This is a genomic window from Pontixanthobacter sp. CEM42, assembly GCF_017812015.1.
Classification (GTDB): Bacteria; Pseudomonadota; Alphaproteobacteria; order Sphingomonadales; family Sphingomonadaceae; genus Pontixanthobacter.
Genome location: NZ_JADQTN010000001.1, coordinates 72,302 through 97,500, shown reverse-complemented (window position 1 = coordinate 97,500; position 25,199 = coordinate 72,302). Strand labels below are relative to the sequence as shown.

27 protein-coding genes and 1 tRNA gene (1 of these 28 cut by a window edge) are annotated in these 25,199 nt (G+C 57.3%); 13 read left to right on the top strand and 15 right to left on the bottom strand.

Annotation, left to right across the window (positions count from 1 at the left end):
• The 3 genes from J9777_RS00435 to J9777_RS00425 all read left to right on the top strand — a co-directional run.
• On the top strand, positions 1–1,156 hold the 3' portion of the coding sequence (locus J9777_RS00435; RefSeq protein WP_245228455.1) for a lipopolysaccharide biosynthesis protein. The gene continues 359 nt to the left of window position 1, outside the view; 1,156 of the gene's 1,515 nt are visible here — the last part of the coding sequence; the start codon falls outside the window, past its left edge; its stop codon occupies positions 1,154–1,156.
• An 83-nt stretch (positions 1,157–1,239) separates the two neighbouring features.
• On the top strand, positions 1,240–2,226 hold the full coding sequence (locus J9777_RS00430; protein ID WP_209346851.1) for a retropepsin-like aspartic protease: 987 nt from the start codon (positions 1,240–1,242) through the stop codon (positions 2,224–2,226).
• A gap of 71 nt (positions 2,227–2,297) precedes the next feature.
• A complete protein-coding gene (locus tag J9777_RS00425; RefSeq protein ID WP_209346850.1) occupies positions 2,298–4,100 on the top strand; it encodes an ABC transporter ATP-binding protein/permease in 1,803 nt (600 codons plus the stop codon).
• 3 nt (positions 4,101–4,103) lie between these two features.
• Here the strand turns inward: J9777_RS00425 and J9777_RS00420 are convergent, their stop codons facing one another.
• From J9777_RS00420 to bamE, 5 genes are all read right to left on the bottom strand, one after another.
• Positions 4,104–6,953 carry a pitrilysin family protein gene (locus J9777_RS00420; RefSeq protein ID WP_209346849.1) on the bottom strand — a complete coding sequence of 950 codons (2,850 nt, stop codon included), beginning with the start codon at positions 6,951–6,953 and terminating at the stop codon, positions 4,104–4,106.
• 121 nt (positions 6,954–7,074) lie between these two features.
• Entirely contained in the window at positions 7,075–7,485 is a 411-nt protein-coding gene (locus J9777_RS00415) for an ACT domain-containing protein (protein WP_209346848.1), read from the bottom strand.
• A gap of 9 nt (positions 7,486–7,494) precedes the next feature.
• The gene (gene hslU / locus J9777_RS00410) at positions 7,495–8,796 is read right to left on the bottom strand and encodes an ATP-dependent protease ATPase subunit HslU (RefSeq protein ID WP_209346847.1); all 1,302 of its coding nucleotides are present in this window, start codon (positions 8,794–8,796) and stop codon (positions 7,495–7,497) included.
• 8 nt (positions 8,797–8,804) lie between these two features.
• Positions 8,805–9,365 (bottom strand): ATP-dependent protease subunit HslV, encoded by a 561-nt coding sequence (gene hslV / locus J9777_RS00405; protein ID WP_280842167.1) that lies wholly within the window; start codon positions 9,363–9,365, stop codon positions 8,805–8,807.
• Positions 9,366–9,415: 50 nt separating this feature from the next.
• Positions 9,416–9,889 (bottom strand): outer membrane protein assembly factor BamE, encoded by a 474-nt coding sequence (gene bamE / locus J9777_RS00400; protein WP_209346846.1) that lies wholly within the window; start codon positions 9,887–9,889, stop codon positions 9,416–9,418.
• Between the two features lie 208 nt (positions 9,890–10,097).
• Between bamE and J9777_RS00395 the strand changes: the two genes are divergently transcribed.
• Positions 10,098–10,613, top strand: a complete 516-nt coding sequence (locus J9777_RS00395; protein WP_209346845.1) for a ubiquinol-cytochrome C chaperone family protein — start codon at positions 10,098–10,100, stop codon at positions 10,611–10,613.
• Complete coding sequence (locus J9777_RS00390; RefSeq protein WP_209346844.1) at positions 10,610–11,131, top strand: YceD family protein; 522 nt, start codon at positions 10,610–10,612, stop codon at positions 11,129–11,131. The genes J9777_RS00395 and J9777_RS00390 overlap by 4 nt, the downstream gene beginning before the upstream one ends.
• Before the next feature lie 84 nt (positions 11,132–11,215).
• Here the strand turns inward: J9777_RS00390 and J9777_RS00385 are convergent, their stop codons facing one another.
• The 6 genes from J9777_RS00385 to J9777_RS00360 all read right to left on the bottom strand — a co-directional run bounded on the left by J9777_RS00385 (position 11,216) and on the right by J9777_RS00360 (position 15,847).
• Positions 11,216–11,806 carry a hypothetical protein gene (locus tag J9777_RS00385; protein WP_209346843.1) on the bottom strand — a complete coding sequence of 197 codons (591 nt, stop codon included), beginning with the start codon at positions 11,804–11,806 and terminating at the stop codon, positions 11,216–11,218.
• Positions 11,787–12,311 (bottom strand): single-stranded DNA-binding protein, encoded by a 525-nt coding sequence (ssb, locus tag J9777_RS00380; RefSeq protein ID WP_209346842.1) that lies wholly within the window; start codon positions 12,309–12,311, stop codon positions 11,787–11,789. Before ssb ends, J9777_RS00385 begins: the two co-directional genes overlap by 20 nt.
• A gap of 103 nt (positions 12,312–12,414) precedes the next feature.
• On the bottom strand, positions 12,415–14,256 hold the full coding sequence (locus tag J9777_RS00375) for a ferrous iron transporter B (protein ID WP_209346841.1): 1,842 nt from the start codon (positions 14,254–14,256) through the stop codon (positions 12,415–12,417).
• Entirely contained in the window at positions 14,253–14,492 is a 240-nt protein-coding gene (locus J9777_RS00370) for a FeoA family protein (protein WP_209348532.1), read from the bottom strand. Before J9777_RS00370 ends, J9777_RS00375 begins: the two co-directional genes overlap by 4 nt.
• A gap of 74 nt (positions 14,493–14,566) precedes the next feature.
• Positions 14,567–15,226: a COQ9 family protein gene (locus J9777_RS00365; RefSeq protein ID WP_209346840.1), complete on the bottom strand. Its 660-nt coding sequence runs from the start codon at positions 15,224–15,226 to the stop codon at positions 14,567–14,569.
• Positions 15,227–15,847: an ankyrin repeat domain-containing protein gene (locus J9777_RS00360; RefSeq protein WP_209346839.1), complete on the bottom strand. Its 621-nt coding sequence runs from the start codon at positions 15,845–15,847 to the stop codon at positions 15,227–15,229. It abuts the gene before it with no gap.
• Positions 15,848–15,925: 78 nt separating this feature from the next.
• On the opposite strand from J9777_RS00360, the gene J9777_RS00355 reads away from it, so the two are divergent.
• The 6 genes from J9777_RS00355 (at position 15,926) to J9777_RS00330 (ending at position 19,905) form a co-directional block, all read left to right on the top strand.
• The gene (locus tag J9777_RS00355) at positions 15,926–16,552 is read left to right on the top strand and encodes an SCO family protein (RefSeq protein WP_245228453.1); all 627 of its coding nucleotides are present in this window, start codon (positions 15,926–15,928) and stop codon (positions 16,550–16,552) included.
• A complete protein-coding gene (locus tag J9777_RS00350) occupies positions 16,540–17,004 on the top strand; it encodes a YcgN family cysteine cluster protein (protein ID WP_209346838.1) in 465 nt (154 codons plus the stop codon). The genes J9777_RS00355 and J9777_RS00350 overlap by 13 nt, the downstream gene beginning before the upstream one ends.
• Positions 17,001–17,735, top strand: coding sequence for a SprT family zinc-dependent metalloprotease (locus J9777_RS00345; RefSeq protein WP_209346837.1), 735 nt, complete (start codon positions 17,001–17,003; stop codon positions 17,733–17,735). The genes J9777_RS00350 and J9777_RS00345 overlap by 4 nt, the downstream gene beginning before the upstream one ends.
• A gap of 66 nt (positions 17,736–17,801) precedes the next feature.
• The gene (locus tag J9777_RS00340) at positions 17,802–18,299 is read left to right on the top strand and encodes a hypothetical protein (protein ID WP_209346836.1); all 498 of its coding nucleotides are present in this window, start codon (positions 17,802–17,804) and stop codon (positions 18,297–18,299) included.
• The gene (gene ribD / locus J9777_RS00335; RefSeq protein ID WP_348631896.1) at positions 18,268–19,287 is read left to right on the top strand and encodes a bifunctional diaminohydroxyphosphoribosylaminopyrimidine deaminase/5-amino-6-(5-phosphoribosylamino)uracil reductase RibD; all 1,020 of its coding nucleotides are present in this window, start codon (positions 18,268–18,270) and stop codon (positions 19,285–19,287) included. The genes J9777_RS00340 and ribD overlap by 32 nt, the downstream gene beginning before the upstream one ends.
• Positions 19,288–19,905, top strand: a complete 618-nt coding sequence (locus J9777_RS00330; protein ID WP_209346834.1) for a riboflavin synthase — start codon at positions 19,288–19,290, stop codon at positions 19,903–19,905.
• Between the two features lies 1 nt (position 19,906).
• Here the strand turns inward: J9777_RS00330 and J9777_RS00325 are convergent, their stop codons facing one another.
• From J9777_RS00325 to J9777_RS00310, 4 genes are all read right to left on the bottom strand, one after another.
• Entirely contained in the window at positions 19,907–21,415 is a 1,509-nt protein-coding gene (locus J9777_RS00325; RefSeq protein WP_209346833.1) for a P-loop NTPase fold protein, read from the bottom strand.
• A 64-nt stretch (positions 21,416–21,479) separates the two neighbouring features.
• Positions 21,480–22,055, bottom strand: a complete 576-nt coding sequence (locus J9777_RS00320; protein ID WP_209346832.1) for a GNAT family N-acetyltransferase — start codon at positions 22,053–22,055, stop codon at positions 21,480–21,482.
• On the bottom strand, positions 22,056–23,231 hold the full coding sequence (locus J9777_RS00315) for an aromatic amino acid transaminase (RefSeq protein ID WP_209346831.1): 1,176 nt from the start codon (positions 23,229–23,231) through the stop codon (positions 22,056–22,058).
• Between the two features lie 139 nt (positions 23,232–23,370).
• Complete coding sequence (locus tag J9777_RS00310; protein WP_209346830.1) at positions 23,371–24,264, bottom strand: DUF1134 domain-containing protein; 894 nt, start codon at positions 24,262–24,264, stop codon at positions 23,371–23,373.
• A 241-nt stretch (positions 24,265–24,505) separates the two neighbouring features.
• Between J9777_RS00310 and J9777_RS00305 the strand changes: the two genes are divergently transcribed.
• Both J9777_RS00305 and J9777_RS00300 read left to right on the top strand, forming a co-directional pair.
• Positions 24,506–24,595 (top strand) — tRNA-Ser (locus tag J9777_RS00305).
• Positions 24,596–24,675: 80 nt separating this feature from the next.
• The gene (locus J9777_RS00300) at positions 24,676–25,095 is read left to right on the top strand and encodes a hypothetical protein (protein ID WP_209346829.1); all 420 of its coding nucleotides are present in this window, start codon (positions 24,676–24,678) and stop codon (positions 25,093–25,095) included.
• The last annotated feature ends 104 nt before the right edge of the window (positions 25,096–25,199 follow it).

Here is a 25,199-nt window from a genome sequence, read left to right as displayed (position 1 = left end):
CTATTACGGCCAGCCTAAGGTCGAAGACATGCTTCAGGTACAAGCGGTCATCTTCCTCTCCACCCCATTCATAGCCCTGCCCTCCGCACTATTGGCCCGACGGATCGAGTTTCGCAGCCAAGGGCTGGTCAATCTGCTGTGCGCCATTACCGGTGCTTCGGTTGCGCTCGGCATGGCATGGTTCGGCTACGGAGTTTGGGCACTGGTATTCGCACCGATTGCGATGGCCGCAGTACGCGCAATCGGGCTGACTATCTCTGCACGTTTGCTCGTGTGGCCGGTGTTCGATTTCCGCGGTGCGTGGGATATCATTTCCTTCGGCGGCGCGCTGACGCTCTGTCAGCTACTTTGGATCGTCCAAAGCCAGAGCGATATCTTCATCGCGGGCCGCGTGTTCAGCGCCTATGATGTGGGCATCTATTCGACGGCCCTGTTCCTCGCATTGATTATTAGCGGGAAGTTTATTCCGCCGATTAATGAAGTGACATTCCCCGCTCTCGCAGAGCTGCACAAAGGTGGAAAGCCGCTCGCACCGTTCTTCATCCGGATGCTGCGCACCGTCGCGCTGGTCACAGCGCCTCTCTATATTGGCTTATCAGTGACGGCCGATGCGGTGGTGCCAACCATCGCCGGTGAAAAATGGTCAGACATGATTCCGATACTCGCCGGACTAGCATTGGCAATGCCTTTCTTCGCGCTGCAAATCGTATGCTCTCCCGCGACCAATGCCATCGGCAAGCCACGCATCTACGTGGCGACAAGCGCCGCTGGCGCCATTCTCTTCCCGACAGTATTCCTGTTTGGGATTGCCGGCGGCCCCATGGGGCTGGTTCATGCATGGTGGGTTGCATCGCCGCTGCTACTGGCGATCACCTTGGCGCTTACGCTTCCTGCCATATCAGTACGTTCCACCGGTTTACTCAAAGAATTGCTGCCCGCAGCAATCGGCTGCGCCATTATGGCCGGGTCAGTTCTTCTGGTGAAACCGCTGGTCGCTGAACTAGCGGCTCCTGTGCAACTCCTCGTCCTCGTACCGATTGGCGGTCTGACCTATGGTGCCAGCCTGTGGCTGTTCTGGCGATCGGTTGTCCGTGAGACTTGGGCTATGCTGCGCAATAAGGACGACGCGCCGACAGATCCCGCTTTCACAGCATAGGCCCGCAATACGCCAGGTTGAATCATTTGGTCACCCGGGCGCTTCGTGCTACTCAATGTAGGGGGACGTACGGGAGATAGGTAATGGCTTTTTGGGCTTTTCTTGCAGCAGCGCTGACTTCGAGCGCGATCGTACCACCAGCGGTGCAACCGGCGCCCGATATTGCGCCAGAAGAAGCCCCCGAATCTAATCCGATTCCCGGTAGCGAAACGCCTGACGCCATCGTCGAGGGGCAGAAGGATTACTATCAAAGGATGACCGTGCCCGTCACGATCGACGGCGAAGGCCCCTTCCGCTTCATGATCGATACCGGTGCGCAAGCGACCGTGGTTACTCGCGGTTTGACAGAAAAGCTCAACCTGACCCCAACGGGATCCGCGACGCTCGTCGGTATGGGTAGCCGCAGAACAGTGCAATTGGTCGAGCTGGACGGGCTCGAATTCGCCGAACGCACGCTCAATAATATCACCGCTCCGATGCTGGAGAAGCGCAATGTCGGCGCAGATGGCATTCTTGGACTCGATAGCCTGCAAGATTTGCGCGTGATGATTAATTTCCGCGACCAAACCATCGCCGTCAATGACTCTGAAGAACTTGGCGGCAATCGCGGATATGAAATTGTCGTTCGCGCACGTCACAAGCTCGGTCGGTTGATTATTACCCAGGCGGAGATCGACGGTGTAAAAACTGCAGTAGTCATCGATACCGGCGCGCAAAGCAGCTTTGGCAATGCACGGCTCAAGCGTCGGCTTCGCGCCCGGCACCCCGAGGCGGTGAGTTCTACCGATGTAAATGGTGCTGAGATTCTCGGCAATCGCCACTTCGCCAAGAGCCTTCAAATTCAAGATCTTGAGCTAAGCAACATGCCGATAACCTTCGCAGACAGTCCCGCATTTGCCGCGCTCAATCTGGATAAGCGCCCGGCGCTTATCTTGGGCATGCGCGATTTGAGGCTGTTCGACCGCGTGGCGATTGATTTTGCCACCCGCCGCGTATTGTTCGATTTGCCGCCCGGCAAAAAGAACCACCGCGGCATTCAGCAGAAGTTCCAAGCTACGCGTCTCGACTAAGCCCGCTGGCATATCTGCATAGTGTGATGAGGGCATTGCCCTTGTCACTCGCGCGCACCACATAGGCTTTTATGCCTCCCGACCACGCCAGCCCGACACCCGACGATCATGATAGCTGGAGCACGCTGAAACGGTTTCTTCCCTATCTATGGCCCAAGGATAACCCGTCACTGAAGGTACGGATCGTTATCGCGCTCTCGCTGGTGCTGATGGCAAAGGCTGCGATCCTTGCCGCGCCCTTTGCCTATCGTAACGCCGTCGACGGAATGACTGAGGGCACACAGGACGTGTTTATGGTGCCATTGGCATTGGTCGCTGCCTATGTGCTCGCACGATTTACCAGCCTCGCTTTTGACAATCTGCGCAACATTATTTTCGAGCGTGTGGGGCAGGATGCGACGCGGCAATTTGCCGAAGACGTATTTCATAGACTGCACCGGCTAAGCCTGCGCTTCCATCTCTCACGCCGCACCGGAGAGATCACCAAAACGATCGAGCGCGGCACCAAAACCATCGACTCGATGCTCTATTTCATGCTGTTCAACATCGCTCCGACCGCGATTGAACTGACTGCCGTTGGCATCATCTTCTACATTAATTTCGGGTGGGAATTGGTTGCCGCGACGGCGGTGACGGTGGTTCTCTATATCGCTGTCACCCGCTGGATCACCGAATGGCGGACCAAGCTGCGCAAGGAGATGAACGATCTCGATGGCCGCGCATTGGACCGCGCGGTGGATTCGCTCCTCAACTACGAAACGGTCAAATATTTCGGTGCGGAGGAACGTGAGGAAAAACGCTACGCCGCTGCCGCGCGTGCCTATGCCGATGCAGCAGTGAAGAGTGATAACTCACTCGGCCTGCTCAACATCACGCAGTCGTTGATTACCAATGCCCTAATGGCAGCGGCGATGGCCTTCTCCGTTTGGGGCTGGAGCAAAGGCGAGTTGACCGTCGGTGACCTGGTGTTTGTGAACACCTATCTGCTGCAACTCTTCCGTCCGCTTGATCTGCTCGGCTTCGTCTACCGCACGATCCGTCAGGGCCTGGTCGATATGGCCGAAATGTTCCGATTGATGGACACAGCAATTGAGGTCGAAGATGCCCCCGGCGCACCCGCGCTCGTCATTCAAAAACCGACCGTCGCATTTGAAAATGTTGTGTTTGGATACGAGCCGGACCGAACCATTCTGCAAGGCCTTAGCTTCGAAGTGCCCGCTGGCGATAACATCGCAATTGTCGGGCCATCGGGCGCAGGCAAATCGACCATCGCGCGGTTGCTATTCCGCTTTTACGATCCGTGGTCAGGTCGTATCCTGATTGACGGGCAAGATATCGCGGCAGTGCAGCAGGATACCGTGCGTGCGGCCATCGGCATTGTTCCGCAGGACAGCGTCCTCTTCAACGACACCATTGGTTACAATATCGCCTACGGTAAAGGCGGTACAGACGAGCAGACAATGCTGGCTGCGGCCCGCGATGCGGCGATATTGCCCTTCATCGAACAATTGCCCAAAGGCTTCGACACCGAAGTCGGCGAGCGCGGACTGAAACTATCGGGCGGCGAGAAGCAGCGCGTTGCTATCGCACGAACGTTGGTCAAAGACCCGCCGATCCTGATGCTGGATGAAGCCACAAGTGCGCTCGACAGCCGGACCGAGCAGGACATTCTCGCAACGCTGGACCGCGTTTCCCGCGACCGCACGACGCTGTCTATCGCGCACCGGCTTTCAACAGTTGCGGAAGCAGACGAGATAATCGTGCTCGATCAAGGTAAGCTCGCCGAACGCGGAACGCATTCGGCGCTGCTCAAGCGAGACGGTCTCTATGCCGAAATGTGGGCGCGCCAGCAAAGCGAGCGCGACGAGGCGTAGAAATTACTCTCCGCTCGCTGCACCAAAGTCGGCACTCGACAGGTCAAGGTCTGTCGCAGCAATCACCTCGACATCGGGCCGCATCTCGCGGATCTGGTCGATAAATTGCTTTGCGTCACCCACGATCACAATCGTCGCTTTCGCCGGATCGACATAATCGCCCGCCGCTTTATTCGCCTCAGCGGCCGTCACGCTCTCTAGGCGCGAGGCATAGGCCGCCGCTTCCTCGGGACCGATCCCTTGTTGTAGCAAGCTAGCAACGATGCGGTTGAAGCCGGAGCTGGTTTCCAACGAACGCGAATATCCGCCCGACAGGTAGAGCCGGCGCTTAGCGAGCAGGTCCTCATCCAGAGGTTCGCTGCCCAAACGGGTGAACTCATCAAGGAACAACTGCGCCACTTCATCGGCACTCTCGTTCTTGGTCTGCGCGCTTGCGGTCAGGATAGAGTCGTCGGCGCGTGATGCGAAGCCGCTATAGGCACCGTAACTGAGCGAGCGCTTAGTCCGCACTTCCTCGAACAACCGCCCACTGGATCCGCCGCCAAGTACACTGTTAGCCAGCACTAAAGGATAGTAATCGGCGCTCGCCCGTTCAGGAGCGCGCACTGCGGCGATTACGGAAGCCTGTCCTGCATCGGGCATATCGACCACAATTGTTCGCACCGGCTGTTCAGCACCAGCCGGATCGGCGGGTGCCGCGGGTGCCGCCGTTTCAACCGACCAATCACCAAATAGAGATGTCGCCAGTTCGATGGCTTTATCGGGCGCAATGCCTCCGCTGATGATAATCTGTGTTGCTTCGGGATGCCAATATTCGGCGCGGTGCTGCGCCAGATCATCACGCGTGATCGCTGCTAGGCTGTCGGTGGTGCCGCCCGGTTGCGTGCCATAACCCGCATCGCCGTACATTGCTGTGCGCACCACGAAGCGCGACAAGGCGCCTGGGTCTTTCAGCGAGACTTGCAGCCCATCAATTGCGCGCTTGCGTTCGCGGGCAAGTTCATCTTCCGGGAATGTCGCGCCGCGAATGATGCTCGCGGCGACCTTGCCCGCTTCTGCCATATTCACAACCGGCGCAGTCAGACTGAAGCTGGCACCGTCACTCCCTGCCCCGCCGCCAAAGGAAGCGCCTAGACTTTCAAACTTCGCCGCGATTTCAGTCGCAGACATATCCGCTGTGCCGGTATTGGCGAGCGCTGCCGCCATTTGGGACAAACCTGCCTTATCGCGCGGATCGCTGCGGCTGCCGCCTGCGACCAAAACGCTCATCGATGCGATGGGAACATCGCCCGTTTGGACAGCCACAATTTTGATGCCATTATCGAGTGTTGCCTCGACAATCTCGGGCGCAATCACCTCTGGAGACACGCCAGGCTCAGGCGGCGCCATCCGTTCACCTTCGGGCTTCACTTCGCGAATTTCACCGGTAGCCGCCGGCAAAGTCCGGAATTCGGACATCGGGACCGGATTGGCATAGGATGACGGATCATCTTCACCCTTCACATAGGTAATATCGGTCCGCTTCTGAGGGTCGTAATACTTCTGAGCAACGCGCCGCACGTCGTCCGCTGTAACTGCGGCTATCGCAGCGAGGCGCTTGTCTGCATGATAGGGATCGCCCGTCGAAACGAGCGACTCGCCCAGTTCAAACGCCCGTCCGCGCGCAGTTTCACGGCGGCGGAGCGCGCTTGCAGCGATCTCGCTCTTGGCTTCGGCGAGTTCGGCATCTGTCACCCGCTCATTGCGCATCTTGTCGCGCTCGGTCACCAAAATACCAGCGACTTCTTCCATATTGGCAGTCGGATTGATGACTGCGAATTGCGCCAGCACTCCTGCTTCTTCGCTAGTCTGAGCGAAGTGTACCGCTTGCACAGCTTTACCCGTTCGCACGAGCGCCGCATGCATACGGCTATTGTCGCCGCGCGACATGATCGCATCCATGACTTCAATGGCTGCCATGTCAGGATGCGCTTCACCGGGAAGTTTCCAGATCGTGCCAACCAGCGGTAGCGGAACATTAGGTGCAGTCGAATTGACGACGCGCGGCTCGGTGCGCTCCGGCTCACGCTCGGTAATCGTAACGTCGACCGGATTTTTCCGGCGCGGAATATCGCCGAAATATTGGTCGACCAGACCGCGGAGCTGATCCATCTGGAAATTGCCGGCAACGATCAGCGTTGCGGTATCCGGCCCATAGTAAGCCTCATAGAATGCCAAAGCATCGTCGAGTGTCGCCGAATCCAGATCCTCAATCGAACCGATGCCTGGGCGGCGATGCGGCAGCACATCATAGGCATTTTCAGGAATCACAAAGCGACTGAACCGGCCATAAGGCGGCGCAAGGACGCGCTGGCGCAGTTCTTCCTTCACCACATCGCGTTCGCGATTGAACACTTCTTCGTCGACTACCGGAAACGCCATCCGCTCACGATGCGTCCACAGCATCTGCTCGAGATAAGCAGCGGGCACCTGCTCATAATAATTGGTCCGGTCGGTGCCGTTGGAGGCATTGCGCGTGCCGCCAATATCGGCGGTTAGGCCGTAGATCATATTATACGGCATATTCTCGGTCTTGCGGCTGAGAATATGCTCGAACAGATGCGCGAAACCGCTGCGGCCTTCGGGATCAAGTTTTGAACCAATCTCATACCAGAGCGATGTCGTAACCGTTCCGGTCGTATCATCAGGGATCGCAATAACACGCAGACCATTGTCGAGCGTCCATTGGGTAAATTCGATCTCAGGTGCGGTTATTGCGGCGGCTTCTCTGCTTGCGTGATCGTCAGCCAAGGCAGGTTGCGCAGCGGCAAGTGCGAGTAGGCCAGTACCGGCGGTAAGGATCGAACGAAGCATGGATAGTCCCCTGATAAACGGCAATTCCTCTATTTCGGAGTAGACCAAGTTTGAGCGCGGCATTCAAGTTTATGGACGCAGATTTCGATAAACTGCGTCTGCTGGCCGCCAAACGCTGTGCCTAGCAGGCGGTTTTCCCGGATAAATCGGCCAAAATCGCCAGAGCGTCCTCAGCATTGGCAGCAGGCACGAAGGCGTGATCATGGTGGAACGCGGCCACCATATTGCAGGCGATACCCGCATCGGCGAGCGCGCCGGACACCGCCGCTGTCAAACCAACGCCTTCAAGGTCCGAATGCACTTGCAGGGTAATGCAGCGGAAATCAGGTCCTGCAATTCCTAACTCGTCAGCCAGAGCGCTTGGCACTATTGCCGAAACACCCTCCTTCTCCCGGAAAGTTCCAATCGCACTGCCCAACAATTGGGGTGCAGTATCCGGTGAGATCTGAACAAAACGCCATGCCTGCGGGCCCAACTTTGGGTTCATCCCGTCGATCATCGCTGCTGTATCTTTGACTACACCACGGCCCATCTGGGCAGCTTACAGGATATATTTGCTAAGGTCAGTATCCTGGGAGAGCTCGGTCAGGCGGCCGCGCACATATTCAGCATCGATCGTGATCGTTTCGCCCTTATGCTCCTCCGCCTCAAAACTGAGTTCTTCGAGCAGCTTCTCCATAACGGTCTGCAAGCGCCGCGCGCCGATATTCTCGACGCTTTCGTTTACCTGCGCGGCAATTTTTGCGACTTCAGCTACCGCGTCATCACCAATTGCCACGGTGACATCTTCGGTGCCAAGCAAAGCAATGTATTGCGATACCAAATTGGCCCGCGTCTCGCCAAGAATGCGGACGAAATCCTCTTCGGTTAGCGCACGCAATTCGACCCGGATCGGCAAGCGGCCTTGCAATTCGGGAAGCATGTCCGATGGCTTGGAGACGTGGAACGCACCACTGGCGATAAACAGAATGTGGTCGGTTTTCATCGGACCATATTTGGTCGCGACGGTTGTGCCTTCGATCAGCGGAAGCAGATCACGCTGCACGCCTTCACGGCTTACCGAGCCGCCGCGCACATCGGACACGGCAATTTTATCAATCTCATCAAGGAAGACGATGCCGTTGGTCTCTGCATTTTGCAGAGCAACGCGTGCGACATCGTCTTGGTCGAGGCGTTTCTCAGCCTCCTCATCAACCAGTTTGTCCCACGCTTCAGGGACTTTAAGCTTGCGGCGTTTGGTATTGTTCTTGCCGAACGCCTTGCCCATCATATCGCTAAGGTCGATCATGCCCATGCCGCCGCCCATGCCGGGGATTTCCATTGGCGCAGCAGGTGTATCCTGTATTTCGATCTCGACCTCAGTATCGTTCATCGAATTGTCGACGATCCGTTGACGGAAACTTTCGCGCGTCGCCTCGGAGGCATTGTCGCCGACCAGCGCATCGAGCAACCGGTCCATTGCGGCCTTTGAAGCGGCCTCGCGCACGGCCTCGCGGCGGCGTTCTTTTTCCAACCGAATTGCGTCCTCAGCCAGATCGCGAGCGATCTGCTCCACATCGCGCCCGACATAGCCGACTTCAGTGAATTTGGTCGCTTCGATCTTTACGAATGGCGCATCGGCCAACTTCGCAAGGCGGCGGCTGATTTCGGTCTTACCGCAGCCGGTGGGACCAATCATCAAAATGTTCTTAGGCGTAACCTCGTCGCGCAATTCATCGCTCAATTGCTGACGGCGCCAACGATTGCGCATTGCCACGGCAACCGCGCGCTTTGCGTCTTTCTGGCCGATAATATGTTCGTCGAGCGCGGCGACAATCGCCTTCGGAGTGAGTGCTTCTGTCATGGGGTCTCTTAAATCTGTTCGACGGTCACATTGCCGTTGGTGAATACGCAGATGTCAGCGGCGACAGCCATTGCCTTGCGAGCGATTTGCTCTGCATCGTCTTCGTAGTCGTCAAGCGCACGACCGGCCGCAAGGGCATAGTTCCCGCCCGAACCAATTGCAGTGATCCCACCTTCCGGCTCTAGAACATCGCCATTGCCGGTTAGGACCAGCAGACTTTCTTCATCGGCAACAATCATCAAGGCTTCGAGATTGCGGAGATATTTGTCGGTTCGCCAATCTTTGGCCAGCTCGACAGCCGCACGCAGCAGCTGCCCGCGATGCGCCTCCAGCTTTTTCTCAAGCCGTTCAAACAGAGTGAATGCATCAGCCGTTGCGCCAGCGAAACCGGCAATGACTTTCTCGTCTTTGCCGATCCGGCGGACCTTGCGGGCATTGGGCTTCATTACCGTGTTGCCCATGGAGACTTGGCCGTCCCCAGCAATCACGGTCTTGCCGCCCTTTTTCACGCCGATGATAGTAGTCCCATGCCATTGCACCAGACCGTGCGGATTATCTGCTGTACTCATATTCGGGATATGGGGTGTCCGATCATCCGATCAAGCCAACGATCAAGCAGTTACCCGCCGGGGCCGCCCGCTCCGCCGCCAGTGCCCGGTGCACCAACAGTACCGATATTGCCGAACAGATCTTCAAAGAAGCCGCGTTCACGGCCCAAAGTTGGCGTCTTATCGCCGTCTGGCTGGAAGAATGCGACTTTTTCGATCCCGCTGCGATCTGCCGCGAGGACATTGCCATTGGCATCAAATTTTATCGCCAAAACCGAATGGCTTCTGATCCGAGGGCGAACAAATGGCTTACGGCCCGTGACACTCGATACGTAATACCACGTCGGGTCACCGAACTGGCTGGTAAAGGTCGGACGGCCAAGCGTTTGGGCGACAGATTGCTGGTTATCGATGCCCGGCTGGACAGAACTCACCAATGTCTGATCGACGATATAACCACGGCTTTCGCGGATCGATGAGCATCCGCCCATCGTCAATGCCGCTGCCAGAACAATCGCTGTGCCGATCATTTTGCCTTTAATCATTAGAGCGCAATTCCTCTTGATGCCTTGTCAAAAACCGCCATTCGGCTTGGATTGACAGGTGCAAATCCTATATGTGCTTTGGCCTTACGGTGATGCTCACCGCCATGCAACCATACGCTGCCAATCGACCGGTGACGCGTTTGCGCAAGGCGGTTTGAATTGCCGATGAACGGTTGACGCACAAGCCTCCCTGACAGAGTATCCTCGAATGGCATTTTTCTCCCGACTTTTTGGCACCGAAGCCGATCCGAAAGAAGCGCTCCGCCCGCTGTGGCATGCTGTCGTTGGTGAAGCGCGGCAGCCGCATTGGTATCGCAATTGCGGCGCAGCAGATACGGTGGATGGCCGCTTCGATATGATCACCAATGTGCTGGCGATGGTAATGCTGCGGATGGAAGCGGACAAAGAGCTTCTTCCAGCGACCGCCCGCCTTACCGAGCTGTTTGTCGAGGACATTGACGGCCAATTGCGCGAAACCGGTTTGGGCGACCCGACTTTGGGCAAGAAAATGGGTAAGCTGATGGAGGCGATGGGCGGCCGTATCGGTGCTTATCGCAATGCGTTGGAAAGCGGGGCCAGTGCGATGACTGACGCCGTGCGGCGCAATGTTACCTTGACTGACGAGGCCCATGCAGAAGCCATGGCGGCCGGACTGATAGAACTTTCCGAGCGATTGGAGGAACTGGACAAGGATCAGTTGCTCGCCGGAGAGATTACTGCATGAGCGAGATCGAGTTCAGCAGGCCGATCAAAGTAAAAGCGCTCAAAAACGAGCCGTATGTGATCGAAGCATCGGCGAAGGAGCGGACGGACTTGTGCGCTCGGTTTACGCTTAGCAGCATCGAGCGACTACGTGCAGAGATCGCGCTGACACCAAAGGGCCCCGATGTGATCGCGACTGGCACGATGGAGGCGAAATGGCTGCAGGCCTGCTCCGTCTCGGGCGAGGATATTTCGGTCAGCGCTAAGGAGGATTTGCACCTTCGGTTCGTGCCGCACCGCGATATTGAACCTTCCGAAGAAGAGATAGAAGTCGAGCTGGCCGATATTGATGAGATCGAATTTTCCGGCGACAGTTTCGATCTGGGCGAAGCCGTCGCGCAGAGCTTTGGCCTCTTGATCGATCCCTATGCGACCGGCCCCGATGCAGAAACGGTGCGTAAAGAAAAAGGCATCCAGGTCGAAGGCGAACAAGATGGCCCAATGGCGGAGATGTTGAAGGGATTAAGAAGCGGCAAGTGAGCGCATCATCGCGCATCTCTGTAAAGTTTGACGTGTTATACACTCGCTGCCGGCCACGGCTGGTTTGTCTGCCGGACTGCTTCCCTAAGACACCCACCATTCTGACAACTCGCCCGCTTTCCATCCGCCAGCGTCGCGTTTGAGCTCAAGAACGCCGCCCCAGCCGCACCAGCCCGTGCATTCGTTCTGGATGAATATGGTTGCGTTATCGCCATCAACCTCCGGGTGACTCATCCATAGCACTCCGTTCACGCAATATCGAAGGGGCCCATCCCATCGCAAATGCTTCGGCTTGATATCGCGCGGAAGGGTGCTTCGGACACGGACATTGTCCCACATCTCGCGCTTCTCGCGAGGGTTAAGACCGGGTGCACTACCGTCAGCATCGGCGGCTTCTCTTGTCATGCGAAAATCAGCAGTGGTTCCGGCCAATTCATCCTTCACACACAGGCGTTGATCAAACAGGCTAGGCAAGTTTGATTTCTCTTCAGGATGCTCAGCAAACCACTCCGCATATTGAGAGGGAATATCCGCTTGCGACTCTAAAGCTGCCCGTATGATATCGCGCGTTTCGCTATCGAGCTGATCGCCGGGTTCATCCGCGCATGACGTCAGAGTAAGAGCCAGTACGGCCGCTGAAAGGCCTGCACGCACATCAAAACGGGATGTCGTCATCCAGATCATCGTAGTTGGAGCCGCCACCTGAGGCACCGCCGCCAGAGCTTCCGCCCGAAGAACTGCCGCCTTGGTTGTAGCCTCCGCCACCGCCGGAGCCGCCGCCATAGTTTCCGCCGCCACCTTGGCCGCCGCCTCCACCGCCTTGGCCACCGGGACCGTCGAGCATAGTCAGCGTGCCATTGAAGCCGCGCAACACAACTTCGGTCGAGTAGCGGTCATTGCCGCTCTGGTCCTGCCATTTGCGCGTCTGCAATTGGCCTTCAATAAAGACTTTTGAGCCTTTGCGCAGAAAACGCTCGGCCACATTGACGAGACCTTCTGAGAAGATTGCCACAGTGTGCCACTCGGTCTTTTCCTGACGTTCGCCCGAATTGCGGTCTTTCCAGGTTTCGCTGGTGGCGATCCGCAGATTGCACACCTTGCCGCCATTCTGGAACGAGCGGACTTCCGGGTCCGCACCCAGATTACCAATGAGCATTACTTTATTGAGGCTACCGGCCATTGCATTTTCCTTCGCGAATCTCTTGCGCAAAGAGTTAGCGGCTCGCCTGCGCCCAAGCGAGTCGCTGGCCGAATTTATTGTGCGAAGGTGTGGAAAGCGGCGTCTAGAGCCCCGCCCAGATCGCCAACCAATAGGTCGCGCCCGCAAAAACATAGGCCAGCGCGAACAAATAACCGAGCATCACCATCGGCCATTTCCACCCGTTGGTTTCGCGTCGGGCGACGGCGATGGTGGAAATACATTGCGGCGCAAACACAAACCAGGCGAGAAAGGCGAGCGCGGTCGGCAGACTCCAGCGCGCTGCGATCTCTGCGCTAAGCGCCTCTTCGGTCGCTTCCTCATCATCAGAATCGACCGCATAGGTGGTTGCGAGCGATGCCACCGCCACTTCGCGCGCCGCCATTGCGGGCACCAAGGCTAGCGTCATTTCCTGATTAAAACCGATTGGTTCGAACGCAGGTTGGATCACGGCCGATATTTGCCCGGCATACGATGCATCGAGCTGGCTTTCGCCGATTTCAGCCTTTGGAAAGGTCAGGAGCAGCCACAGAACCACGGTGGCTGCAAAAATGATTGTCCCGGCGCGGCGAAGGAATACCCAGGCCCGCTGCCACAGGCCAATCAGCAAATCCTTGGTCTGCGGCAATTGATAGCGCGGCAGCTCCATAATGAAGCCGCTCGCCTGTCCGGCGGTCACCGTCCGCCGCAGAACAAATGCAACAACCACTGCACCGACAATGCCTGCGACATAGAGCAGGAACATCACCAGTCCCTGCAACCCGATCAGGGGGGCGACTTGCCGCTCCGGGATGACCGCCCCGATAATGACGAGGTACACTGGCAGGCGCGCAGAGCATGTCATCAGCGGTGCGATCAGGATGGTGGTCAGACGATCCTTGGGATCGGCAATGCTGCGCGTCGCCATGATACCGGGAATGGCGCAGGCGAAGCTCGACAGAAGCGGAATAAAGCTGCGCCCGGACAAGCCGACCGAAGCCATCAGGCGGTCCATCACAAAGGCTGCCCGCGCCATATAGCCGGTCGCCTCCATGATCAGGATAAAGGCGAACAGGATCACAATCTGCGGCAAGAACACCACCACTGACCCGACGCCCGCCAGCAGTCCTTCGGTAATCAGGTCGCGGAAGAAGCCCTCGGCAAAGCTTGCGGTAACCCAATTGGATACCAGACCAACACCCGCTTCGAGGCCATCGGCAAACGGTGTCGCCCAAGCGAAGACAGCTTGAAAAATAACGAACAGAAGCGCGAACAGGATCGGCGGACCGAACCATGGGTGCAGCAGAACTCTATCGAGACCGGAATTGATCTGGCGCTCAGCCGATTCGGACAGCGTCGCGACCTTGGCAATGTTGCGCGCTGCGAGCCTTCTCTCGGGCAAAGTGAGTTCCGCTCCAGCAGCGAAGTCAGCGCTCGCATCCATGGCAGCAATCGCATCAACCAACTCGGTCAAACCTTTGCGGCGGACCGCTACCGTCGGAACGACCGGCACATCCAGAGCCTTAGACAAAGCCTGAGGATCAAGCGTTAGCCCGTCGCGCTCGGCCAGATCGACCATATTGAGTGCAACAATCGTTGGCCTTCCCAGCGCAATCACTTCCTGCGCGAAGACCAGATGCTGTTCCAAATTGGCAGCATCCAGAACGACCACCAACAGATCGGGCTGCGCCTCGCCCTCGAACTCGCCCATCACGACTTTGCGTGTGACTTCTTCATCCGGGCTGGTGGCATCGAACGCATAGCTACCTGGCAGATCGATCAGTTCGATGCTGTCTCCGGATGGCAATACCAACTTGCCCGCTTTCCGCTCGACGGTAACGCCGGGATAGTTAGCGATTTTCTGGCGGGCACCTGTCAGCGCGTTGAACAAAGCACTCTTGCCCGCATTGGGGTTGCCGACCAGCGCGACACGCTCAGACAGAATCATGCCGGTTCAACCTGCATTGCGGCAGCATGGATTTTACGCAGGGCAATCGTCATCCGACCTATGGTGATCGCAAGCGGATCGCTGCTACCGAAAACGCCTTTATGCGCAACGGCAACCAGCGCGCCTTCGTCGATACCGAGCGCGCGCAAACGCTTGCACTCATCGAGTGCGAGCATATCCCAATCGACAGAGATGATGGTGGCGCTGCTGCCCGGCGCTAAAGTGTCGAGAGTGATCGCATCGGTCGCCATAGCGATCCGCTGCCAGACGAAACAGCTAATTGCAACTGGTTATCATTAAGCGCCCGGCGTTAGCGCGAGGGGTAGCGGAGCCGACCCAAGAAACGTGACATGCTAAAGGTCTCGCGTTCGGAATTGAGCAGCTTCGCCTTTACCTTCTCAAACTTCATGACGCCTTCAATCCGGCGATCCAAGAACGCCCTGGTTTTGGCCTTGTCCTCGCTGTCATCATCAGCAAAAACCGCCAACGTGGCGGTATAAATTCCCGCGAGAATTGTTCGCTTGGTATAATGGTTATAGTCGGTCGCGGTATCACCAGCGAGCCGCCACATCAGGTCCGCGCTGTTCCAACCTAACTTCAGCGCCTTCGCGACATTTTGCGGCATCGCCATGATCGCGGTTGCGCGTTTCAAGGCTTCTTCTTGCCCGGCAATCGCATCAAGCCGGAATTGCACCAGACTGCGGATTCGCTCGCGGATCGGCATTTTTGCTAGTGCTTCTGCCTTAAGTGCCTCTGACATTCCGGCATCGACCGTTTCGATCCACGCAGCGATCATGTCCATCGCGCCGCCAGGGAGGGCCAAACGCGCGACATCGGGATCAGCCCCTTTCTCCATTGCCGCAGCAACAATCGCGTCGTCGCTCCAGCCATCGAAAGTCGCTGCATCGGCAATTGCCGATGCGAGTGCGAGCCGTAGCTCGTCCAAAGTAAGATCATCTACGTCGGACATTTAGAAAGTCGGCCCATAGGTCTGCGGCGTCTTCTTGCCTTCGCGCTCTTCGTCGGCGCGGCGGAACTCGGTCAACATCTGGCTGTTGTTCACCATCAGATCGGCATAATCGCGCGCCGAGCGACCTGAATTGTCATTGTGATCAGGATTTGCGCCATTGGCCAGAAGGACACGGATCATGCCGGTATTGCGGTTATGTACCGCCGAGATCAGCGCAGTCTCACCCGTGTCATTTGGTTCATCCACATTCGCGCCGGCTTTTAGAAGTGCTTCGACACCCGCCACGCTGCCCAGCGTCGCGGCGATCTGCAGCGGAGCGATGCCTTTGTTGTCTTTGATATTGGGGTTTGCACCGTTCTGCGTCAGGAACTTGATCCACACCACGTCTTCACGCTTAGTCACGATATGGAGTCCGGTTTCACCAGTGGTGATGTCCCGCGTATTCACAACAACGCTGCCGGGTTTCTTCAACGCCTCGGTCACGGCATTTCCATCGCGGTCTTTCACCGCTTCCAAAAATGTATACCCTTCGCGCTTGAACTGCGCGGAAACAGGCGTTGCAATAAGCGCCAGTGAAAGCGCAATCGCGGGAAAAACTGACCGGAAAACGGCGCTGGCCATTTTCAACCTCCAAGAAATTGTTACATGCGTTGTGTGCAGGGCAGATTCGCCCCCTTGTCGATCCCCAATTAGCAGAGCATGAACCTGAGCGCTATGTTTCACTTTATCCGCAACTTCGCCGCACTTTTCGCCGTGTTCGCTCTGGCTTCGTGCGGATCTAGCCCGTCCGGACCGATCGGCCCCTCACCCGATGGCGTTGATCTACGCGGATCGACCATTGGCGGTGATTTCACGCTAACTTCAAGCAAGGGCGCAGAAGTGAGCTGGTCTGATTTCGGCGGTCAGTACCGGCTGGTCTATTTCGGCTTCGCCTATTGCCCCGATGTCTGCCCGACCGATGTCGCGCGCTTGTCCCAAGGTCTCAGCGAATTTGAGAAGAAGCATCCGGAGCTTGGCGCAAAGGTTCAACCGATCTTCATCACTATCGATCCAGATCGCGATGATCAGCCAACCGTCGCGACATTCATCGACAATTTCCATCCGCGTCTGATCGGCCTGACCGGCTCGCCTGACGCGATCAAGCAGACCGCCGAGAAATTCTCGGTCACCGCGACCAAAGGCGCAGTGAACGCAAATGGCAGCTACGATATCGAGCATACCGCCTTCACTTATCTATTTGACCCTCAAGGCGCTCCGTTGGGAATAATCCCGACCGATAAGGGACCTGTGGGCGTCGCCGCCGAACTTGAACAATGGGTGCGTTGAGGAACACGTTTTGGGAGCTACCGCTGGGTGAGCTGACCCGCGCCGAGTGGGAAGCTTTGTGCGATGGCTGCGGCAAATGCTGCCTTCACAAAATCGAGGACGAAAACACCGGTACGATCGAGGGTACTAACGTTGCGTGCAAACTACTCGATACCGATACCGCGCAGTGCATCGACTACCGCAATCGCCGCGCATATGTGCCCGATTGCATGCGGCTGACGCTGAAAATCGTGAAAGACGTCACATGGCTGCCTGCAAGCTGCGCCTACCGACTGCGAGCGGACGGAAAACCTCTCAAGGATTGGCACTATCTGATCTCAGGTGACCGAGAATCGGTCAAGCATGCGGGTGTATCGGTCGCTGGCCGTGTCATCAGCGAAGTCGATGCCGGTCCGCTCGACCACCACTTGGTTGAGTGGGACGCAGACGAAACCGATGGGGACCACCGATGATGGACTGGCTGCGTGCCAATCAGAAAATCCGCTCGGAGAAGCGCTGCATCGAAATTGCAGGACGTACTCTGCCGATCACGATCAAACGTCACCGCACTGCAAAACGCCTGATCATGCGGCTCGCGCCGGATGGTAGCGAGCTACGGGTGACCATGCCGCGCTGGGGGCAGTCGGTAGACGCACTGGAATTTGCCGAATCGCGCCGCTCTTGGATTGCTGCGCAATTGGACAAGGTCGAGGAAGCCCGTCCTCCCCGACCCGATGGCCAAATCGACTTTATCGGCGAGCCGGTGACTATTGCGTGGGACCCGCAGGCCCCGCGTAAGCCTCGATTGCTTGAGACCACACTGCACATTGGCGGGCCAGAAGACAGCTTGCGAAGCCGGATCGAGCGCTGGCTGCGGGACGAGGCCCTCGCCATCATGGACCGCGATCTGGCGGAATATTGTGCACTGGCAGAGGTCACCAAGCCCGACCTCAAACTCTCCCGGGCGCAGCGTCGGTGGGGTAGCTGCTCAAGCAGCGGCACAGTCCGGATCAACTGGCGGCTGATTATGGCTCCGGCTGACGTTCGCCGTTCGGTCGTCGCGCACGAAGTCGCCCACTTGCTGCATTTCGACCATGGACCAGCATTTTACGCCGCATTGGATCGGATATTCGAAGGCGATATCGATGCCGCCAATGCATGGCTCAAAGCGAAAGGCCGCGCGCTTTACGGACCCTTTGGATAAGCCGCCCAATCGCGCGAATATCGTAAGGGTCTGGCGAAAACGCTAATCAGCCTCTATCTTGCTTCTATGAGCTTGATTCAACGCCTCAACCCCGCAGGGGGCATTGCCGACTTCTGGCAAGAATTCAAAAAACCAACCCCCTATCGCTGGCCGATATTGGGGGTATCGGCATTGATGACCGCGGGCCTGATGTTTCTGATCATCCGCGAGGACGTAGTTGGCCCGCCAGTACCGCCCAATGTGACTTATATTACCAGCTTTGCAGAAGGCCGGAGCGATGAAGAAATCATCGCGAGTAATCTGGTCTATCAAGCGCATAAGGAAAAGCGCGATGCAATGATCGCTGCGCGGGAAGAGCGGAAGAAAGAAATTTACCGCGCACTTGCGCGGGCCAGCGGCATGAACCCTCGCGAAATCGAGAAAAAGGCAGCCGAGCAATTGGCACGTGAAGATGCGGAAGCTGCACGGTTGCGTGCTATCGCCTTGGGTCAAATCAAAGCAGATGACGCCGCAGCAGAGACGACACCCCCAGGTGAAACGGCAGAGCAAAATCCTGCACAGTGATTCCGATTGGCTGGCGGCAGCAGCACGGCTGGGGCTACGCGGCCGACCGCTGAGCAGGCCGAACCCGTCGGTCGGCGCAATTATCGTCAAGGACGGCAAAGTAGTCGGACGCGGCTACACGCAAGCTGGCGGTAGGCCGCATGCAGAAAAAATCGCGCTGGATCATGCAGGCGAAGCCGCCAAAAGCGCGGCGCTCTACACTTCGCTTGAACCGTGCAATCACGAATCTGATCGAGGACCCGCCTGCAGCGATGTGATCGCGCAATCAGGAATTGCGCGAATGGTCTTCGCAGTCACTGATCCTGATCCTCGAACCGCCGGTAGCGGCGCGGAAAAGCTTCGCCGTGCCGGTATCAAAGTTGCTCAGCTGGGCTGCCCACAGGCCACGGCCAGCTTGTCCGGCTATCTCACGCAAAAGGCCAAAGGCCGACCGCATGTCACGCTGAAACTGGCGACATCGCTTGACGGGTTTGTCGCGCTGCCATCTGGAGAGAGCCAGTGGATCACAGGCGAGCAAGCGCGCGCGCACGTGCACGCTCACCGCGCTCAGGCGGATGCTATTCTGGTCGGGGGTGGCACATGGCGGGACGACAAACCCCGTCTCGATGTCCGCTTATCCGGCTTGGAAGAGCGCAGCCCGCAGCGTATTTTGTTAACCCGCGGCATCCCGCCAGACGGCGTGAAGATCATCAACAAGCCCGAGCAAATCGCCACGCTGGACGACGTGCAATATCTCTATGTCGAAGGCGGCGCACAGACGGCAGCATCCTTCCTCAGCGCCGATTTGGTCGACCGGATCGAATTGTATCGTGCGCCTATCATCCTTGGTGCCGGACAATCGGCAGTGGGCGATATCGGCCTGGAGAACCTGTCCGCTGCGCATGATCGCTGGCAACTGACCGGGCAGCGCATGCTTGGCAGCGACACTTACGAAGCTTATGAGCGCGTGCAACCCAATGAAGGCGCCAAAACTGGCAACGGAGAGTAAATGTTCACCGGCATCATCACCGCCATCGGCACAATTTCCAAGATCGAATCGCGCGGTGATTTGCGCGCGGTCATCGCTTGCCCATTCGATCCGGAGACGATCGCCATCGGTGCATCGATTGCTTGCTCTGGCGTGTGTCTGACCGTGGTCGAAAAAGGCGGTAAAGCGGGCGACGCATGGTTCGCGGTCGATATCTCCGCTGAAACCGTATCCTGCACCGTCCCCGGCATGTGGGAAGAAGGCCGCTCACTCAATCTGGAACCCGCGCTGAAGGTTGGCGATGAGCTAGGTGGTCATATCGTAACCGGCCATGTCGACAGCGTCGGCGAAGTGATGCTGGCCCGCGAAGAAGGCGGATCGCAGCGCCTCGCCATCCGCACCCGCGCCGATATGTCTCCCTTCGTCGCCGCCAAAGGCTCAATTACAGTCGACGGCGTTTCACTGACCGTAAACGATGTACGCGACCGGCCCGACGGCACCTGCGACTTCGCACTCAATATCATCCCACACACCGCCGAGATGACCACCCTCGGCAAACTGTCCGAGGTCGACAGCGTCAATCTGGAGATTGACGTGCTGGCGCGCTATTTGAAACGGATGGAGAGTTTGCGGGGGTAGATCAATCGATGGGAGAAATTTTCGGATTCTCGAAGCGCCCCACAGTGCGAACTAGCTCCGCAAGACCAAATATTGTCCATAGCGGGATATTGCTATCGCTCGAAGGCAAATCCTCCAACGCAATTTGGGCTACATAGTCCCCATCATTGTTATTCACATAGTCATGCCTCTCGTTGCGTGGCATTTGCGCGACCTTGTGGATGCTATCGGCGAGCACAACAAAATCGTGCTTTGACCTCGCCTGTCCGAAGCGTCCAAACGAGTGATACGTCCATTTTGACGTATCCGCTGGTTTAGGTAGTTCGCCATCCTCGGAACCTATGAGTTGCCCAATCGCCAGTGGCAGAAAGTAGGGTACAAAAAGTCTGTGGTTGGTGCCCACCAGTGCGCTTGCAGTTTGCATCATATCGACGAGTTGAAAGCCATCACGGGCGGTCAACCCGTACATCCTCATGTACTCTGCAATCAACTTCGGTAATGTATGTTGAGTTCTTCCCACCTCGTCCATAACATCGGGGAAAACGAAAGTGCCATCAGACACCCCAGTGATTCCGCAGAGCTGATCAATCAGCTTGGAAACATCCGGCTTGCGCAAGCGGTACTTGCGATCAATGAAACGCCGTAGATAGGATGCCCCGTCAAAGCCTGATCCATAAGCTCCGCTAACGGAATGTGTTAATTGCTCGCCGTGCATCGCCAATACGAAAACCAAACCGGGCACATCAAACAAATGTTTGATCTCTTCCAGCAGCTTTAGAGCGTAGGTCGGTCTGCAACGATCCAATTCGTCAATCACAATGACAATTGGCGCGCTTTTTCCGGTCGTTCCTAGGGCATCGACGATCGCGACTAAGCTGTCCTTCATTGATTGAACGGCCACCTTACCTTCCTCAAACTCTGAGACGCGTGCCTCCATAAGCGCGTGAGGTGTTATTGACGAGACTGCGTCGGAAGCATCATCGACTATGGTATTGACAGCACTCCCAATAGCGTCATCAACATCAGATCTCGTTTCCTCTGCGAGACCGGAGATCACGCCCTCCGCAAGTTCAGTTGCTCCGGCCCCTATTGCGAACCCGATTCCACGCCGAAGCAACCCACCTCCCGCGATCTTAGCGACCTTTCCGGTCTTGCTCATGAACTCCGCCAGCCCATCTCGTACCTCGTTGGTATGAACGAAAGGCTGGAGTGCTTCTTTTAGCGTTGCAGCCAATGCGGTCAGAGGCTCATCAGCCAGATCGTCTGCCCACGCGTCGACAAAGGCCACCGGATGCTCAAGCTCCAACTGCCGGGCCAATCGTTTGAGAAAGAAGCTTTTGCCTTCACCATACTGTGCATCAATTGCTATCGTATACGCGCTCTTGTCTTCGCGAAATTTGGGGCGTGCCGCCACGCTCTTTATGTAGGCAGATAGCTGCGTTGCTTCTGCGCGACGCCCAAACAGATCATCGTTCCAGATGTTGGAGAGATGTTCTTCGGGGCAGACCTCAGTTTGATTTTCGTCAGGCATACCCAAGAATATCAGCTATCAGAAGTTTTGCACGAGCCAATTGGAAAGTTGAGATTCGTTACATTCAACCGGTCACATTTGCCAGCGGACCATCTGCAAAACCCTCGCGCGTGATCGCATAGATCACATGCACCGCAGGACCGTCGGGCAGGTCCACCACTTGCGTCCCATCGGTCAGTGTTCCGCCGATCTTTTCCATTGCTTTGCGCGAGCGGAAATTGGTTTCGCCGACGCGGAAATTGACGCGGGCGACGTATCGGAACGCATGTTCCAGCATCAGGCGTTTCAGCTCCGCATTGATCCCGCTGCCCCAATAGTCAGGGGCGATGAAAGTCCAACCGATCTCGACCGATCCGCCACCATCTGGCGCGTAGTCCTGATAGCGCGAGGAACCGATCATCTGGCCGCTGGCCTTGTCGATAATCGCCAATGCGCCGCCTTTAGACAGCGCATCGTCAAAAAATTCGCGAAAGACCGGCTCTTGCCAGCGATCATGCATCGGGTGCTGTGCCCACACCCGCTTGTCGGAGGCGACCGCGAACAGAGCGTCCCAATCATCCGGCGCCAATGGCCGAAGCAACACCCTTTTCCCTTCAAGGGTTGGTTGACGCTCTATGCCGCGGCCTTGGGTTTGGGCCATTTAGCTAGTGACCGCTTCCAGCGCGCCGATGAACTTTTCGATATTGCCCATATGCAGACCGGCTATGTTGATCCGACCCGATCCCGCCATGTAAATCGCATGTTCGTCGCGCAGTTGCTGGATCTGGCCCTTGCTCAGCGGGAGGACAGAGAACAATCCGTTCTGCTGCCCCAGAGGACGCAGGTCGAGGCTGCCGACATCGCCAGCATCGGCCAATGCAGCGCGCACTTCGCGCATCCGGGTACGCATGGTCTCGAGCTCGTCCAGCCATGCTTTGGTCATGTCAGCATCGCGCAGGATCACCCGCACGGCCGCCGCGCCGTGGTCAGGCGGCATAGACCAGCTGGCGCGGGCCAAAGCATTGAGATTGGACAGGATCGGGGCAAGCCCGTCGCCGTCCTTCGCCATCACATAGAGCGCGCCCACACGGTCGCGGTACATGCCGAAATTCTTGTCGCAACTATAGCATACCAGCGCCTCTGGCACTGCGGCCAAAACTTTGCGGACACCATAGGCATCCTCGTCCAAGCCATGGCCGAGACCTTGATAGGCGATATCGAGGATCGGGAGAGCGGAGCTGTTCGCAAATGCCTCGGCAATCTGATCCCATTGCTCGTTCGAATAGTCGATGCCGGTCGGGTTGTGGCAGCAGCCATGCAGCAGCACAGCGTCACCATTCTGCGCATTGCGGATGACTTGCAGCACGGCATCGATATTGGCGGTGCCATCGGCGTTCGCATGATCGAACGGTTTGAAATCAATCACCACGTCGGACAGTATTTGCGCGTGGTTAGGCCAGCTTGGCGTGCCCATATGGATCGCATTTACGCCCGCTTGCTTGGCGACAGCAACTGCCAACCGAACCGCACCTGTACCGCCCGGCGTTTGCATGCCTTCGATGCGCCCGCCCATCGTGGCATCACTGCCAAAAATATAGGGCATCAGCGCGCGGACAAAGCCGGTATCGCCTTCAGGCCCAAGATAGCTCTTGCTGTCCTGCTCCGCGACCAGCTTAGCCTCTGCCGATTTAATCGCGGCAAACACAGGCGTATCGCCTTCATTGGTGCGATAGACACCGACACCAAGGTCGATCTTGTCCGCACGGTCATCTGCGGCATAGAGTTTGATCAGCGCGAGAAGCGCGTCGGGCGATTGAGGTTGGAGACGGTCAAGCATGATGCGCCCCCAATGCCGAGGGAACCCGAAGCCCGCAACCCATATGTGCGCCTTTGCGGCGTCAAATCAGGGCTAATTTTTCTTGCGACCCGTAAGGCTCGCTTACGGATAGATACGGTTCACCCGCTTGAATGACCTCTTAGAATGGCAACCAGCGATGCTTTTTGGAGAAGCGCATATAGCCGGCATTGACACCAAGGCGCAGGCCAGCGCCGACCCGGATCGGGATCAGCACAGTATCGCCGCGGCGCATGTAACTCGCGTGCATTCCGCCCACCAGATAGGCTTGACCTTCGCCAGCCGGAAAGCGCTTAAACAGCTCTTCAGTGTCGTGGAGATTGTAGACCAGCACGAATGTGTTGCCGGCATTAGCACCTGCATCGAACCCGATGGACGGACCGGTCCAATAGACCTGCCGCTCGCCTTCGATCTTGTGATACATCGTGCCCGAACCGTAGCGCGCGCCAACAACAAATGCGCCGCCCGCTTCACGCCCGACAATGTAGGCGCTCGGTTCGCCTTGCTCCTTGAGCAAATCCTGAATCATCCGCGCAACGCCTTCGGCACCTTTGCCGAAAACGCCCTCTGCCGCGCCGATCAGATCGTCTTCTTTATAGGTTCCGCCTTGCGCAGCGGCGGCCGATGGATCGGAGGACGCCTGTGTAGCAGCTTCGGACGGATCATCCGATGTAACGACCGGATCCGCCCAATTGGGCGCAATCTGTGCCTCGTCATCGCCGATGGACATTTGTTCACCGAACGACGGACGCGGTGCGTCGGCGCCCGCATCATCTGCCGTTTGGGAGACTGCATCAACCGCGCCCTCGACACGCTCATCGGCGTAGATCGGACCATCACCAGGCTGCTCCACGAGGTCACCATCGATAGGGCCAATGGCCTCGTTGGGGTCAACGGTTTCTATCTGCTGCGCTGCGACAGGGGCTGCGACCAGAGCGGCGACACCAAGCGCTGCCCCAAACGTAGCCGTGCAGGCGTTGCGAATATGCGAACGGGCGATTGAAACGATGCTCATGCTTCCTCCTAAGCGCCGCCCCGGGCACAAATAGTTCGCGGGCGGTCCAATAGAGCGTCAGAAGAATCCTTTGCAGGTGAAGCGGCAATGAACCGGCGACGAATCGAATCGAAATTGCGGTGAAGCGAGTCATTTGCGCGGGAAATCGCCAGCCAGAAAGCAATTTGCGCCAATCGGACGACTCCACTTGCCGCGCTACCATACCCTCGTTATAGCGCGCCTCCGCAGCTAGCTGCGTTCCGGAGACGTGGGTGAGTGGCTGAAACCAGTTCCCTGCTAAGGAACCATAGGAGTAATCCTATCGAGGGTTCGAATCCCTCCGTCTCCGCCATTTTCTGATGTGAGCCTATTGGCCGCTATTTGACCCCCATTTTAAGCAGATGCTAACTGTATCGCGTTATCGACGCGCGCATGACTGCTACGAATGCATCAAGCCAACCCGCAAGCCCGCGGCGCAATACGAGCCGTCTGCAAACGTGCCTGCCCGGCACGCTGACAACTATGTTCGGCAGCGAAGACATATTGCTGTTCGATCTGTCGCTAACTGGTGCCAAAATCGGGCTGAGCGAGAAACGCAAAGTCGAAGAGACATTGCGCACCGGAATTGACGCTGTGCTCGCTTGGGAAGGTCACGAGACATTCGGACAGTTAATGTGGGTCGCCAAAGATTCTGTCGGCATTGAGTTCGAACAAAATATCGGCACCAGAGCCCTCATGGCGACGCGCGCACAGCACGATGAGATGGTCGCCAATGGCGGTCTGGAAACCTACAGCGAACATCTTAGTGAGGATGCAGCCAAAGGTTGGGCAAACGGCGGCGTACGCATCTAAGCGCGCCAAGCAATTCCGTTGCGTCGAGGCGCGCTTCGCCCGGACCTGACAAAACCACGCATCACAAGACTTGGCCTCATCTTCCTTCAGGACTAAAGGCCGCG